This is a genomic window from Phycisphaerales bacterium (genome assembly GCA_035627955.1).
GTDB lineage: Bacteria > Planctomycetota > Phycisphaerae > Phycisphaerales > UBA1924 > JAEYTB01.
The window spans coordinates 455,229-468,686 of sequence record DASPKU010000001.1; the positions used below are offsets into that span (position 1 = coordinate 455,229).

Here is a 13,458-nt window from a genome sequence, read left to right on the forward strand (position 1 = left end):
TGGCTCCTTTGAATTGGCCTGTTGAGTATACCCCCACAGGGTATATCGTCCAATGATCCGTCCCCACAATCCAGACGGATGCACAAAATAAGGGCCCAAGGCGGCGACTTCGTGAGTTCTCGGTGGCGGCAGTTGACCGATTCGAATGACGGGGTATGCTCTCTCCGTCCGATATACCCCCCGGGGGCTCCCATCTGGACCCGCGGGACCTCCCGAAGTGTGCTAGCCTCTTGAGAGTCACCGATGGCACTCGCCTCCGTCATGTTGAGACTCTTGCTCGCGGTCACCCTGGCGTGCTGGATGCCGCTCTGCATGTGCAGGACGGCGGGGGCGGCCGAGGTAGCCTCCGCCTGCTGCTCCAAGCGCACAGAGCGCGCCTGCTGCCAGAGTGAAGACAAGCAGTCCGGCAAGCCATGCAAGCACGACGGTTCCTGCGCGTGCAGCAAGCGGGCGTCGTACGTGGGCCCGCAGGTCGATCAGTTCACGCCCGAGCTCCCGGTCCTCCTCCAGGTGCTGACCTGGCCACCGGCGTACATGCGGGTACTTGCCCCGGCAGAGTTCAGCCCTCCCAGTGTGGCCGCGGTGGCTCCGCCGATGCCGCCGACTTCCCTGTTGCGCCAGCACTGCGCGCTCGTCGTGTAGCAGGCAGGTAACCCTGCCCTCCCGCTCTAATCCCAAATTCTGACTGGTGTGTGGCCCTTCGCGCCCCGCCGCGACCAGTGCCCACGCTGAATGCTCAACCTCCAATCGAAAGGTCCCGCGATGAGTCTGTTTCTTCGTCTCGCGTCTGTCTCGGTCGTTCTCTCCATCCTGGGTTTGGCGGGCTGCGCCAGCCGCGCCGTCGAGGCCCGTCCGGGGCAGGTGGCACAGTCCAGTGCCGGACCGCTGGACGCCGCTTCGGCCACCCTGATTGTGCACGGCATGAGCTGCCCGCTGTGCGCCACCAACGTGGACAAGCAGCTCCTCGAGGTTCCCGGCGTGGCGGATGCCTCGGTGGACATGGGCACGGGGCAGGTGAAGGTGACGTTCGTGCCCGGCGCGAGCGTGACACGCAAGCAGCTTGAGGACGCCGTGTACAAGAGCGGGTTCACCCTTGCCGAGGTGCGCATCCCATGAGACGCCCCACCCTGACAGCCGCTGCGCTCGCGCTGGGCCTCCTCCCGGCCGTCGCGCTCGCCCAGGAGGCGACAAACACCCCCGCGGCCACGCAGCCCAGCCAGGGCAAGTGGTACGTGCGCGAGAAGCTCCAGTACATGCGTCTGGGTGACGATCCATCGCCGCATGACCGCGAGATTGAGGAGGTCGTCGCCACCACGGCGCTGACCTATGGCGTCTCACGCGAGCTCTCCGCGACCGTCACCGTGCCCGTGGTCGCCTCGTGGGAGGAGGGGCACATGGGCGACGAGGACCGGTTCGGCACCTTCGACTCCTCGCTCTCACTGAAGTGGCGCCCACTCCAGTGGGACCTGAGCCCGGTGGACTCGGTGCGGGTCGCGTTTTTCGGCGGCGCGGAGCTGCCGACCGGCACGGGGGACCTATCGAGCCACTCGCTCGACCCCTTCGTCGGGACCGTGTTCACGGCCATCCTGGGGAGGCACGGGATCAACCAGTCCCTCCAGTACAAGTTCAACACGGGTGGCGATGAGTTCAACATGCGCCCGGGCGACGGCCCCGACGACGCCCTGCGGTACGACACCGCGTACCTGTTCCGGCTGGCGCCGGAGCAATACTCGGCGGACACCACGGCCGCGACCTACCTCACGTTCGAGCTCAATGGCCTCTACGAGACGGGGGGCGACAACGAGGTGCTCATCGGCCCCGGGATCCTCTACGAGGCCCGCACGTTCGCGCTGGAGGCGAGCGTTGGCTTGCCCGTGATCCAGGACGTAGACCAGCGGCCCGAGACTGACTTCGTGCTCACGCTCGGGTTCCGCTTCCTTTTCTGACACTCTGCCCACGCGAAAGGACCACCATGACACGGATCCTCTCCCTTACTGCCATTCACCTGCTCGCCGGCTGCTCCAACCACGGCGCCATCGCGACCTCAGCTGACCACCCGGCGAACCCGGATGCGGGCGGGCACGTCGATACACAACGGCAACGTCCAGCGGCAACCCCACCCTCCACAACCCATGACCACGCAGCCCATAAGCAGGCGCACCCTCCCACGTCCGCCGCTGAGCCACAAGCGGGGACCTTGTACATGTGCCCGATGCACTCCAAGGTCACCAGCCGCAACCCCGAGGACCGCTGCCCCGAGTGCGGGATGAAGATCAATCAGCCAGTGCCGCCGGAGACCCCCAAGTGAGAGCTCACATCGCTGGCATTCTCCTCTCGGCTGGCGGGCTCGTTGGCTGCGCCCGAATGACACCCGGGCTCGGCTTCGACGAGGTCTCGCGAGGGATCGAGTCACGCACCGAGGCCCGCGTGGCGTGGGACCGCGGTACTGGCGAGGACCAGCAGGCCAGGGCTGCGGTCTCTGAACTCCTGGGCAAGGAGCTCACGGCCGATTCCGCAGTCCAGGTCGCCCTCCTCAATAACCGTGAGCTTCAGGCCATCTATGAGGACTTGGACATCGCGCAGGCCGACCTCGTCCGCGCCGGGCTGCTCCAGAACCCCGTGTTCAGCGGGACGCTGCGGTTCGACACCGAGGGGGGCGGCACCGGCATGGACCTCGATGTGTCGCAGGAGTTCCTGTCGCTGCTCACGATGTCGCTGCGGAAGTCGCGGGCAGGGGCGGCGTTCGAGGCTGCCAAGGTACGGGTCACCCGCGCGGCGGTGGACACCGCCTTCGAGACCAGGGCCGCGTTCTATGAGTGGCAAGCAGCGGAGGAGGTGAAGGGTCTCCGGGGGACGATTGAGCAGGCAACCGCCGCGTCCGCCGAACTCGCCCAGCGACTCTTCGATGCGGGCAACACGCGCGAGCTCGACCTACTCAGCGAGCGAGCCCTCCACGAGCAGGCCAAGCTCGACCTCGAGACGGCCGCGGCGAACGCGGTTCAGGCACGCGAGCGGCTTAACGCCCTCATGGGCGTTTGGGGCGCGGACCTTGGTTGGACAGCGGCCTCCCGTCTCCCACAGCCGCCGGCATCCGACAGCGACTTGGAAGGCTTGGAGCGGCGCGCGGTGGCGGAGAGCCTCGAGCTCGCGGAGGCGCGGGCTCTGGTGGAGCAGGCCGCCGTGGGTGCTCGGCTCGCTCGCCCTCTCGCCTGGCTCAACGAATCGGAGGTGGGAGTCGCCGCCGAAAGGGAGATCGAGGGCCACTGGTCCGTCGGGCCGTCATTCAGTGTCCCCATCCCAATCTTCGACTTCGGGGGTGCGGCGGCAGGTGAGGGCGGCGCCCGTTTGCGGCAGGCGGTTCAGCGCTACTACGCCGCCGCGGTCCGGCTCCGGGCCTCCGCCCGGGCGGCCGAGGCGGCGCTGCAATCAGCCCGGGCTCGCGTGCTCCAGCACCAGACCGTCATCCTGCCCCTTCACGAGCGCATCGTGAATCACGCGCAGCTCCAGTTCAACGCGATGCAGGTTTCGGGGTTCCAGCTCCTCCAGGCCAAGCGGGACCAGATCAACGCGGCCGCGGCGTCGATCGAGGCCCTGCGAGACTACTGGACGGCTCGCGCGGGCGTTCAGCGGGCCATCGCGGGATCACCCACCACTCTCTCATCGGCATCGTCGAGCACCTCGGGACGCACCACAACCGGCGCCGGCAGCGGCGCAGGAGGGCACTGATGAACGCCTCACAGCCGCATGACGCGCATGCTCCCGGGCTCACTCGCAGGACCCTTCTTGGCGGGGCCGCTCTCGCCGGTGGTGCCTTCCTCGCGGCGCGGGCTTCGGCCCAGGTACATCAGCACCAGCAGCACGGCCCTGCTCAGCCTGGCGAAACAAACCCAGCCCGTGACAACGTACCGGCGCAGAACGCGGTGCAGCCCCCGGGCGAGCCGGGGAAGGACTACACACCGGTCATCGTCCCCAACGGTTGGACGCTCCCGTACAAGGTCGTGGACGGCGTGAAGGTGTTCCACCTTGTGGCCGAGGAGGTCGATCACGAGTTTGCGCCGGGTCTCGTGGCCCGCTGCTGGGGGTACAACGGCTCGGTGCACGGGCCAGTGATCGAGGCCGTAGATGGGGACCATGTCCGCATCTACGTCACCAACAGGCTCAAGGCGCCGACAACGGTGCACTGGCATGGCGTGCTGCTCCCCAGCGGCATGGACGGCGTGGGCGGCCTCTCCCAGAAGGCGATCATGCCCGGGGAGACGTTCCGGTACGAGTTCACCCTCCGCCAGCACGGCACGCTGATGTACCACTCGCACCACGACGAGATGACGCAGATCGGGCTCGGGATGACCGGGCTGTTCGTGATCCACCCCCGGCGGCAGCAGGGCCCTCGCCCCGACCGTGACTTCGCGATCCTGCTGCATGAGTGGTTCATCCCCGTGGGCGCCAGCCGCCCCGACCCGAACGAGATGACCGACTTCAACGTGCTCACAATGAACGGGAGGTCATTCCCGGGCACAGAACCGCTGGTTGCCAAGCTCGGAGAACGGGTGCGCATCCGCCTGGGGAACCTCAGCCCCATGAGCCACCACCCGATCCACCTGCACGGCTACTACTTCGATGTGACCGAGACAGACGGCGGGGTCATCCCTGAAGCGGGCCGCTGGCCCGAGACGGCCGTTATCGTGCCGGTCGGCAGCACGCGGACCATCGAGTTCACCGCCGACAACCCCGGCGACTGGGCCCTGCACTGCCACATGACGCACCACGTCATGAACCAGATGGGGCATGGCGTCCCGAACATGGTGGGCGTTGACGCGGCCGGTCTCGACGAGAAGGTGCGGCCGCTGCTGCCCGGGTACATGACCATGGGCCAGGCGGGCATGGGCGACATGGCGGAGATGGGCATGAAGGTGCCCCCAAACAGCATCCCCATGGTCGGCGGGGCCGGGCCCCACGACACCATCACCATGGGCGGTATGTTCACGATCCTCAAGGTCCGCGAGTCACTGCCCAACGGCTATGAGGACCCGGGCTGGTACGAGAACCCGCCGGGGACGCAGTCGGTCGCCGCGACGCCCGAGGAGCTACGCCGGGACGGGATCAGGGACGACGCGAGCACCGCCCCGAGGCCGGCGGCACGCCGCGTCAGCCCGCCACCGCAGGCAGCCCCCAAAGAGCCACCGCCCTCCGGCCATCACCACGGCCATTGATCACACCCGCCCGACTTGTGACCGGTGTCTCAATAGATGACGACCCACCTGCCGTTGCTGAAGGCGGCCGCGGAAGCATTCCAGGTTTGAAGCCCCTCGGCTCCCTCGCGTTGGCCCCTTTGGGCCGCAACGGGGGTGCCGTTCTTCTCGAAAACCTGCCAGCACACATCCCCGCCCTTGTTCCACCCAGTCCCCTCGGCCCAGGCGAGCAACACGCGCCCGTTTGGGTCTACCGCAACAGCGGGGTGCTTGCGGTTCTTGGGCGCCCCCTCCGGGCTGATGGTCTTGCCGACCTTGCCGGCCTGAGGGTCCGCCCGCGCAAAGGCGACTTGGCCCTGTGTCTCCCATGCGAGGACAACCTGCCCGTCTCCTGCTTGACTGATCGAGGCGGAAGACATGGGGCACTGGTTGGCTTTCCACGCCTGGAGCGGTTCGGCGCTGAACGCCGCGCCATGGTCAGCCGAGTGCAGCCACTGCATGTCGCGGTGCTCATTGTCCTTGGCCGCCCGGAAGAGGAAGTGAACGCGCCCGGAGCTGTCGGCGAACCCGGCCGTGCCGCAGCAGGCGCAGGCCCCCAGCTCCTTGGGGCTGACCGCGACCTCCGGCGCGAAGGTCCGGCCGTCATCGGTTGAACTCGCGACCCAGAACTGCCGGTCCGCCTCTTTACCGGGGCCGGAGGGCTGTGCCGCGTGCCAGCCCACGAACACCCGCCCCTCCTGGTCGGCCGCCACGCAGCCGCCCCCGTCAAGAGCGGTCGATGAGGCAGCGACGCATCGCTGCGGCTCGAACGCGGTGCCGGCGTCGTTGAGACGCGCGTAGAGCATCGGGGCACTCCCGGACCCGCTCGGAGCCTTGGGGCCCTTGGGCTCTGCCTTCGACGACCCGTTCCAGGCAACATGCACGCGGCCCCCGCGCCCGAGGGCCAGCTGAGGTCCACGGATGGTCCCTACGGCGACCGCGCTGTGCTCCTGTGAGCTGACGCGGATGGGCGTCGTGAGCTCACCCTGCCCGGGCCTCAGGGTCCCATACCAGAGGTCGCCAGCGCCCGGATCGCCCTTGAAGTACACGACGTGAACAGTCCCCGCGGCGTCCGCCAGGCAGCGGGGCTGTAAGCCGCCCGTGGGGAGGCGCACAACCTCAATCGGCGCGGTTGCAGGCGTCTGGGCGAATGCCGCTGGTGAAAGGAGGCAACCGACGATCAGTGCCGTGACGATGCTGGTGCGGTGCATGCCTGACCTTAGCAGGGGCTCCCCCGAGGACCCTGAAGAAGCTCTCGATGTCCTGATCGGTCCCCACATCGCCGTCGCCGTTGAAGTCGGCAGTCAGGCATGTAGGGCAGCAGTTCCAGCCCAGGCAGGCGAAGAACGCCTCGATGTCCTGATCAGTGCCGAAGTCGGTGTCGCCGTTGAAGTCCTGGCTGCACCCGGTGACCACCTGCACGATGCGCGCGACCGATGGGATGTCGTCCACCATGGCGAACCGCATGTAGTACCCGGCGGGGACGAGGTTGGGGTCCTGCGGGATGTCAATCTCAGCCGTAGGTCCGTTCTGGTTAACGGGGAGCACGACCCGCCGTTGCGTGCCGGTATCGACCCAGTGGGTGTGTGTGCCCGTGCTGACGAGCACAGCGCTGGTGAGGGTGGTCGCGGGCGCGATGTTCATGGTGACCCCACGTCCGCGCTCCAGGCGCGTCGCCCAGATGGACGTGATCTGAGGTCGAACCCCTCGGAAGAGGTAGGGCGGCACGAAGCCCTCGATGTCGGCGCTCGTCGGCCCGACCTGGAACTTGATACGGGTGCCCCCCGTGGTGATCACCCGCCCATCTGGGATGAGCAGCGTGACCGCGTGGTACTCGCGGAACCAGTTCATGTCGGCTACCCGCCGCCAGCTACCGCCCGGACCGCCCTCGGGGTCGTACAGGTCGCTCCACTTCACCACGCCCAACGTGTGCGGTACGCCGGGGTTCGAGGTGCCCGTATCGGCCTGCCCCGCGGCCCCCACCTGACGGAAGAGCTCCCGGGCCTCGAGCACCTCGGACGCCGCGGAGCGCCCTCGCCCCACCGCGAAGTTGGAGAAGCGCACGAAGGAGGCCCGCGTCATGCCGTGGTTCTCGCGCCGCCACTCCTGGATGAGCCCCTCGAGGGTGGCCAGCTGCCGGAGCGTCAGCAAGCGCCCGGCGAGGGTCTGCGATTCGTCGGGGGCGTGCCGCATGGCGTCTTCGAGCGGGGCAGCCCGCTCACCGAAGACGGCGCGGGCGTGCCCGTCCTCCACCCACACCAGGCTGAGCAGGCGCGTGACCACCACCATGTCCAGCAGGCGGGTGAAGGCGTCGGCGTTGCTGGCGATGTCGTAGATGTTGCCCGCGGCGTCCACCAGCAGCGTGGTCGCGGCCCGACGGCGGGCGGGTCGGGCTCCGCGGCCTTGACCTCGTCGCACGCGGAGGCCAGCAGGCCCACGTAGCGGTCGGCGAAGGCGCGCGTGAGCTCGTCAAGCTCAGCGGCGGAGACGCGCTCACCGCCCGCGCCGGTCTCGGCGTCGCTCACGACGCGCTCGGCTTCGGTGGCCTCACCCCCACCCCCGCGGGGCTGGAAACCGCCGCACCCGGCGGCACAGGCGAGCCACACCGCCGCCGGCAGGAGCACCCACGGGCGCACCGGGACCTTTCTCCACGCTGCGAACACCACGCCGCACCGTACCGCGGCCCCATGAAGATCAGGGTAAAACAAGGAACCAGCATGCGGAGGTGTTGGGTCTCCGACATGCTGGTGCGAGGCTTGGGCGCAGCGGCGGCGCAGGCTTAGTGATGACGCCCCGCGCAGACGGCCGAGAGGAGGGAGATCAGGTCGGCGCGTGTCGCGTGCGATGGAGGGGCGAGGCCGTAGCACTCGGCGAGCACGAGGAGCTCGCTGTCGTCGAGCAGGCGGAGGGCTTCTTCGATTGGGATAGGGGCGGAGACGCCGCAGGCGGGTGCGTGACCAGGTTTGCGGGTCCTCGCTGCCGGGGCAGACGACGACGACCCAGGCGACCAGCTCGGCGCGGTCGGGGTGGACGCGGGCCATGGCTCGTGCAAGGGGGGTTGCGCGCTCCATGACTGCCCTTGTAGGCCGGGCATGCTGAAAAGGGGATCAATGGACGCTGGCGGGGTGGTCTGGGGCGGGATGTGACCAAGGGGGAACGAGGAATTCGGCGGGGGATACGCAGACCCGGGTCGGCCTTGTCCTTAAGCGGGCTTTCATCTGCTTAGGGGATGCTCGTTCCTAATCTATACCAATCCCAGCCAGGCCCGCGCGGCGCCGTTGTCCGGCGAGCCACGCGTTCCCCGCCGGGGCAGTGTTTGTCCTTGCACGCGCACGGAACGAAGAGGGAGCGCCGCCCATGAGTCAGGCCGCAGTCACTGATAGCCGCTGGGCGACGGTCCCGGAGCGCGACCACTTCGTGCAGTTTTATGAGAGCGACGCCTGCCTCCTGGAGGCGATGGCCGGGTTCATCGCCGGGGGCCTCACCAGGGGTGACGGGGCGGTGGTCATCGCCACCCCCGAGCACCGCGCCCAGCTGGCCGAGCACCTCGCCGCATCGGGGGTGGACACCGCCACGCCGATGGCGGTGGGCCGTTACGTGGTGCTGGACGCGGCCGAGACCCTGGCCAATTTCATGGTGAACGGGGAACCCGACTACGCCCGGTTCCGCGCGGTCATCGGGCCGGTCGTGGCCCAGGTGGGCACGGCCCCCGACAAGAGCCGGCGCCTGGTGCGCGCCTTCGGCGAGATGGTGGCAATCCTGTGGAAAGAGGGCAACCGCGCGGCCGCGGTGCAGCTGGAGCAGCACTGGAACCGGCTCGGCGAAGAGCTGGCCTTCTGCCTCTTCTGCGGCTACCCGCTCAACGACTGCGCCCTCCCCGAGCACGCCGAGCACTTCGGGCACGTCTGCGCCGGGCACACGCACGTCATCCCCGGCGAGAGCTTCACCAACGCCAAGACCCCGCAGGAGCAGGCCCGCCTGGTGGCCCAGCTGCAGCAGCAGGCCGCGGCCCTCAAGGGGGAGATCTCGGCCCGCCGGGCGGTCGAGGCCGAGCTGCGGATGCGCGAGCGCGAGCTGTCCGACTTCATCGAGAACGCCAACGAGGGCATGCACCGCGTGGGGGCGGACGGGACCATCCTGTGGGCCAACCGCGCCGAGCTCGAGATGCTGGGGTACGCCCGCGAGGAGTACGTTGGGCACAAGGTGGGGGAGTTCCACGCCGACCAGGAGAACTGCCGCGAGATCCTGCGGCGGCTGAAGGACGGAGAGACGCTGCACAACCACCCCGCCCGCCTGCGGTGCAAGGACGGCTCGGTGCGGCACGTGCTGATCAACTCCACGACCTTCAGAGAGAACGGCGAGTTCGTCTACACCCGCTGCTTCACCCGCGACGTGACGGCCGAGGTGATGGCGCGGGCGGAGGCGGGGGCGGCCCAGCAGCGGCTGGCCACCATCCTGGACCTGCTGCCCGCGGCGGTGTACGCCTGCGACCGCGAGGGGCGGATCATCTACTTCAACAAGATGGCCGAGAAGCTCTGGGGCTACCGCCCGGAGATCCCCAGCGACCAGATGAAGTTCTGCGCCTGCTACAAGGTCTACCACAACGGCCAGTACCTGCGCCCCGAGGAGACGCCCATGGCCCTCGCGGTGCGCGATGGGCAGGCCTTCCGCAACCTGGAGCCCGAGTTCGAGCGTGCCGACGGCACGCGGATCCATGCATGCGTCAACATCGACCCGCTGTACGACGCCCGGGGCAATCTGGACGGCGCGGTAAACGTGTTCCAGGACATCGGCGAGATCGTCGCGGCGCGGGAAACGCTGCGGGCCCACAGCGAGCTGCTGGCCAAGGCGGTCGAGGAACGCACCATGGAGCTGGCGCAGACGCACGAGAAGCTGCGGCTGGGCGAGCGCATGGCGGCCCTGGGCACGCTCAGCGCCGGGCTGGGGCACGACATCGGTAACCTGCTGCTGCCCGTCGGCGTGGCGGTCGAGGCCCTGCGGCGGTCGGGCCTGCCCGCAAAGCTCAGCGGCGAGGTCGAGACCATCGCCAGCAGCACCGAGTACCTGCGGCAGCTGGCCGCGGGTTTGCGGATGCTGGCGGTGGACCCCAGCCGCGAGCACGGCGATGAGGCGATCGAGCTGCGCGAGTGGTGGAAGACGGCGTGCTCGGTGCTGAAGGCCACGCTGCCGCGCGGCGTGGAGCTGGAGGGGAGCTTCCCCAATGGGCTGCGCGTGAGCATGACCCGCCCGGCCCTGGCGCAGGCGGTGTTCAACCTGGTGCAGAACGCGGGCGAGGCGCTGCGTCCGCGCGGGCGTGGGCGCGTGCGTGTGAGCGCAGCTGACCGCGGCACCGGGATGGTGGACCTCACCGTCAGCGACGACGGCCCTGGCATGACCGAGGAGGTCCGCCGCCGCTGCATGGAACCCTTCTTCACCACCAAGACGCGGGGCATCTCCACGGGCTTGGGTTTGTCGCTGGTGTGCGGCCTCGTGCGCGAGGCCGGCGGGACGGTGGATGTCCGCTCGGGCGTGGGCGAGGGGACGGCGTTCGTCCTCACGCTGCCCGCGGGGCAGGAGGAAGCGAAGGTGCAGGTGTATATCGACGTGAGCGACGCCCGCCGCCGCGCGGTGCTACGGGCCGAGGCCCAGGCGCAGGGCGCGGTGCTGGTGGACGACGCCCAGCGGGCGCAGCTGGTGGTGATCGACGACGCCACCCGGGCCGGGTCGGTAGCGGGGAGGGGCCGGCGCGTGCTGCTGATGGGCGGGGACCCGCAGTCGGCGCAGACGGGTGTCGCGGTGCTCGGGGCCGCGGCCAACCCGGCCGAGGTCAGGTCCGCGCTCGTCGAGGCCCTGCGGGCCAGCCAGTCCGGCCAGGGTTCATGATGGCCGCGGCCGCCCAGCTTGATCCCTCCGCCGCGTCCACCTCAAACAGGGTCCGCGTGCTGTGCGTGGAGGACAACGAGATTGTCGCCGACGCCCTGCGCTCGCGCCTGGGGCTGGAGCCAGGCATTGAGTGGGCGGGGTGGCTGGCCAGCGCCGACGACCTGGTCGCGGCCGTCGAGGGCGAGCGCCCGGACATCATTCTGCTGGATATCGACATGCCCGGGCGCGACCCCTTCGAGGCGCTGCAGGAGGCGCTGGCCCGCTCCCCGCACACCCGTGCCGTCATGTTCACCGGGCACGTCCGCAAGCCGCTGGTGGACCGCGCCATCGCCGCGGGGGCGTGGGGCTACGTGTCGAAAGAGGACGGCGCCCAGGCGCTGGTGGACGCGATCACGCGCGTGCTCAACGGCGAGTTCGTCTTCAGCCCCTCGGTCCAGGCCCTCATGCGGCACTGACTGAGTAACCGCCCTGTCTTGCCGACGCGCGGCCAGGTGGCATCACCTTCCCTTGGCGTGTGCCATCACCTTCGGCTCTGAGAAGGTGATGGTCTGAAGGGTCAGCGTGTGGCTGGCATGATCGAAGCAACCGGCAGCTTCAGCGTGCAGGCGCACCCTTTCCCAGGCGCGGATTCGATGGTGAGGGTGCCGCCCCGGCGTTCGACGGCGGTGCGGACGAGGGCGAGGCCCAGGCCGGAGGCTTGTTCCTTGGGCTTGGTTGTGGCGAGGGTTTCGGCGTCCATGCCGGGGCCGTCGTCGCGGACGTGGAGTTCGACGGAGTCGGGGCCCGCGGGCTTGGCCTAAACCCAGATCGATAACAGGAGGTTAAGGCGTTCATCCACGGCCGGAAGCATATGTGGCCCACCAGCCCGAACAAAAAAGGCCGCGGCGGAGGGGGGTTCCGCCAGCGGCCCCTGCACGGACGCTCACGCGCCCGCCGGCCATGAAGAGGAGGTAGAAAACGGCCGGACCACCCACGAGGCAACCCGGCCGCTGACAGTGTTGCAGGAGTGGCATCGGGCGGAAAGGGGGCGACCTTGAGAGAGGTTTGCTGGCTCGCGCGCCTTGGGGCCGCCCATGGACGCACGATGCTGTGCCGGTCCGCCCGGCAACCGCCCACCCCCGTGTCCCCCGCCCTTCTTTCCCACACGGTGAACCCGCAAAGCCCTCGACTCTCGAGCCGGTGCAGTTAAGCTGGGCAATCCCGGCGACGTCGCCCGTGCGGGACCTCGCCCACACCCCGGGAACCCGCATGCCCCCCCGCCATAATCCGCCCACCCAGCCCCTCCACTTCCCTCCCCTCCGCCCCCTGGAGGTCCTCACCGCGGCCATCGCGGACCGCTGCGCCCAGCCGCCCCTGCCACCCCACCGCCTCTTCGAGATCATGGGCACGGCGTGGGTGCTCTGCGGCCTGGACCCCGCGCGGGTGCGGGCCATGGGCCGCGCCCGCGGCCTGGAGGACGCCACCCTCGCCGACCTCGCCCGCCGCATGTCCGCCGAAGAGCTCTGGACCGAGCTGAGCGCCCAGGAACGCGTGGGGGCGCTGTGCGCGCTGGAGCGGCTGGCGTAGAGGGTGACAGGCAGCGCCACCCGCCCCCAAGTGAAAACGCCCGAATCCGCTCCGCGCCCACACCCTTTACGCGCACCTCCCGCACTCCGGCCACGCCACATCAACCGCAACCCCCGCGCGGTCGTAGCCGCACTACGAGCACTTCCCCTTCCGCCGCCGCGCCCGCCGCCGCCATGCTCCCGCGCCCTGCGTGAGCGTCAGGATCACAGCGGCTGCGAGCAGGGTGTTGAGGGTGAAGCCAAAGGGGGGTACGCCTTGGGAGAAGACCCGAGCGGGTGATGATGCACTCGGGGTTGTGCGGAATGAGCCTCCCGCCGCTGACGGTTCTAGTCACCCAGGCCCGGCAGTAGGACTGCATGTACATCGCCCGCATGGGCGAGCCGACCAAATCGCCGTGGTCTGGGGGCGCATGGGGCTGTGAAGCCGCGACCGACGCCGCGCAAGCGGCTGCTCCGCGAAGTCGAGTTGCCCAATCTCTGAGGGCAAGTAATGCCGCACAATCCATTGATCCGCAAGCGCGGACCTCTGGATCCCCGGCTCTAGCCGCGGGCACGCCGTCGATGGAGACGCGGAACGAAGCCGTGCGGGTGGGCGGCGCAGCGCCTGCACATGCGGTAGTCCAGAAAACCGACCTCTGCGCTCACAAATGCCGGAGCCGGCCAGCACAGTTCGACGCTCGCATGCTGCCCCACGCACCGAGCACGTTGACGCACAGAGTCACGCGCGAGTGCTAGCGCCAGTCGTGCGCAGCAACAACGCTCATTCCGACAAGTGGCCGCCG

General features: G+C 69.1%; 13 protein-coding genes and 1 pseudogene. 9 read left to right on the forward strand and 5 right to left on the reverse strand.

Annotation, left to right across the window (positions count from 1 at the left end):
* The first annotated feature begins 261 nt into the window (after nucleotides 1-261).
* The 5 genes from VD997_01875 (at nucleotide 262) to VD997_01895 (ending at nucleotide 3,726) form a co-directional block, all read left to right on the forward strand.
* On the forward strand, nucleotides 262-642 hold the full coding sequence (locus VD997_01875; GenBank protein HYE60719.1) for a hypothetical protein: 381 nt from the start codon (nucleotides 262-264) through the stop codon (nucleotides 640-642).
* Nucleotides 643-762: 120 nt separating this feature from the next.
* Nucleotides 763-1,116: a heavy metal-associated domain-containing protein gene (locus VD997_01880; GenBank protein HYE60720.1), complete on the forward strand. Its 354-nt coding sequence runs from the start codon at nucleotides 763-765 to the stop codon at nucleotides 1,114-1,116.
* Nucleotides 1,113-1,946, forward strand: coding sequence for a hypothetical protein (locus VD997_01885; protein ID HYE60721.1), 834 nt, complete (start codon nucleotides 1,113-1,115; stop codon nucleotides 1,944-1,946). Before VD997_01880 ends, VD997_01885 begins: the two co-directional genes overlap by 4 nt.
* A gap of 257 nt (nucleotides 1,947-2,203) precedes the next feature.
* Complete coding sequence (locus VD997_01890; GenBank protein ID HYE60722.1) at nucleotides 2,204-2,308, forward strand: heavy metal-binding domain-containing protein; 105 nt, start codon at nucleotides 2,204-2,206, stop codon at nucleotides 2,306-2,308.
* 56 nt (nucleotides 2,309-2,364) lie between these two features.
* Entirely contained in the window at nucleotides 2,365-3,726 is a 1,362-nt protein-coding gene (locus VD997_01895) for a TolC family protein (GenBank protein HYE60723.1), read from the forward strand.
* Between the two features lie 8 nt (nucleotides 3,727-3,734).
* Here VD997_01895 and VD997_01900 read toward each other — a convergent pair whose 3' ends face one another.
* Nucleotides 3,735-3,860 (reverse strand): hypothetical protein, encoded by a 126-nt coding sequence (locus VD997_01900; GenBank protein HYE60724.1) that lies wholly within the window; start codon nucleotides 3,858-3,860, stop codon nucleotides 3,735-3,737.
* Nucleotides 3,861-3,920: 60 nt separating this feature from the next.
* Here VD997_01900 and VD997_01905 point away from each other — a divergent pair, with 60 nt between their 5' ends.
* Nucleotides 3,921-5,210: a copper oxidase gene (locus tag VD997_01905; protein ID HYE60725.1), complete on the forward strand. Its 1,290-nt coding sequence runs from the start codon at nucleotides 3,921-3,923 to the stop codon at nucleotides 5,208-5,210.
* 29 nt (nucleotides 5,211-5,239) lie between these two features.
* On the opposite strand, the gene VD997_01910 is transcribed toward VD997_01905, so the two are convergent.
* From VD997_01910 to VD997_01920, 3 genes are all read right to left on the reverse strand, one after another.
* On the reverse strand, nucleotides 5,240-6,439 hold the full coding sequence (locus VD997_01910; GenBank protein HYE60726.1) for a hypothetical protein: 1,200 nt from the start codon (nucleotides 6,437-6,439) through the stop codon (nucleotides 5,240-5,242).
* Nucleotides 6,348-7,646 carry a galactose oxidase early set domain-containing protein gene (locus tag VD997_01915; protein HYE60727.1) on the reverse strand — a complete coding sequence of 433 codons (1,299 nt, stop codon included), beginning with the start codon at nucleotides 7,644-7,646 and terminating at the stop codon, nucleotides 6,348-6,350. The genes VD997_01910 and VD997_01915 overlap by 92 nt, the downstream gene beginning before the upstream one ends.
* Nucleotides 7,647-8,007: 361 nt before the next feature.
* A complete protein-coding gene (locus tag VD997_01920; protein ID HYE60728.1) occupies nucleotides 8,008-8,280 on the reverse strand; it encodes a hypothetical protein in 273 nt (90 codons plus the stop codon).
* A gap of 305 nt (nucleotides 8,281-8,585) precedes the next feature.
* On the opposite strand from VD997_01920, the gene VD997_01925 reads away from it, so the two are divergent.
* Together VD997_01925 and VD997_01930 are read left to right on the forward strand one after the other, a co-directional pair.
* A complete protein-coding gene (locus VD997_01925; GenBank protein ID HYE60729.1) occupies nucleotides 8,586-11,111 on the forward strand; it encodes a PAS domain S-box protein in 2,526 nt (841 codons plus the stop codon).
* Complete coding sequence (locus tag VD997_01930; protein ID HYE60730.1) at nucleotides 11,111-11,566, forward strand: response regulator transcription factor; 456 nt, start codon at nucleotides 11,111-11,113, stop codon at nucleotides 11,564-11,566. The genes VD997_01925 and VD997_01930 overlap by 1 nt, the downstream gene beginning before the upstream one ends.
* Before the next feature lie 101 nt (nucleotides 11,567-11,667).
* Here VD997_01930 and VD997_01935 read toward each other — a convergent pair.
* Nucleotides 11,668-11,877, reverse strand: a pseudogene (locus VD997_01935) (HAMP domain-containing sensor histidine kinase).
* Nucleotides 11,878-12,359: 482 nt separating this feature from the next.
* On the opposite strand from VD997_01935, the gene VD997_01940 reads away from it, so the two are divergent.
* Complete coding sequence (locus tag VD997_01940) at nucleotides 12,360-12,677, forward strand: hypothetical protein (GenBank protein ID HYE60731.1); 318 nt, start codon at nucleotides 12,360-12,362, stop codon at nucleotides 12,675-12,677.
* Nucleotides 12,678-13,458 lie beyond the last annotated feature (781 nt).

Coding starts and splice junctions, on each gene's coding strand:
- VD997_01885 (HYE60721.1), top strand. CDS start 1,113: ATGAGACGCCCCACCCTGACAGCCGCTGCGCTCGCGCTGGGCCTCCTC.
- VD997_01925 (HYE60729.1), top strand. CDS start 8,586: ATGAGTCAGGCCGCAGTCACTGATAGCCGCTGGGCGACGGTCCCGGAG.
- VD997_01875 (HYE60719.1), top strand. CDS start 262: ATGTTGAGACTCTTGCTCGCGGTCACCCTGGCGTGCTGGATGCCGCTC.
- VD997_01940 (HYE60731.1), top strand. CDS start 12,360: ATGCCCCCCCGCCATAATCCGCCCACCCAGCCCCTCCACTTCCCTCCC.
- VD997_01890 (HYE60722.1), top strand. CDS start 2,204: ATGTGCCCGATGCACTCCAAGGTCACCAGCCGCAACCCCGAGGACCGC.
- VD997_01880 (HYE60720.1), top strand. CDS start 763: ATGAGTCTGTTTCTTCGTCTCGCGTCTGTCTCGGTCGTTCTCTCCATC.
- VD997_01895 (HYE60723.1), top strand. CDS start 2,365: ATGACACCCGGGCTCGGCTTCGACGAGGTCTCGCGAGGGATCGAGTCA.
- VD997_01930 (HYE60730.1), top strand. CDS start 11,111: ATGGCCGCGGCCGCCCAGCTTGATCCCTCCGCCGCGTCCACCTCAAAC.
- VD997_01910 (HYE60726.1), bottom strand. CDS start 6,439: ATGCACCGCACCAGCATCGTCACGGCACTGATCGTCGGTTGCCTCCTT.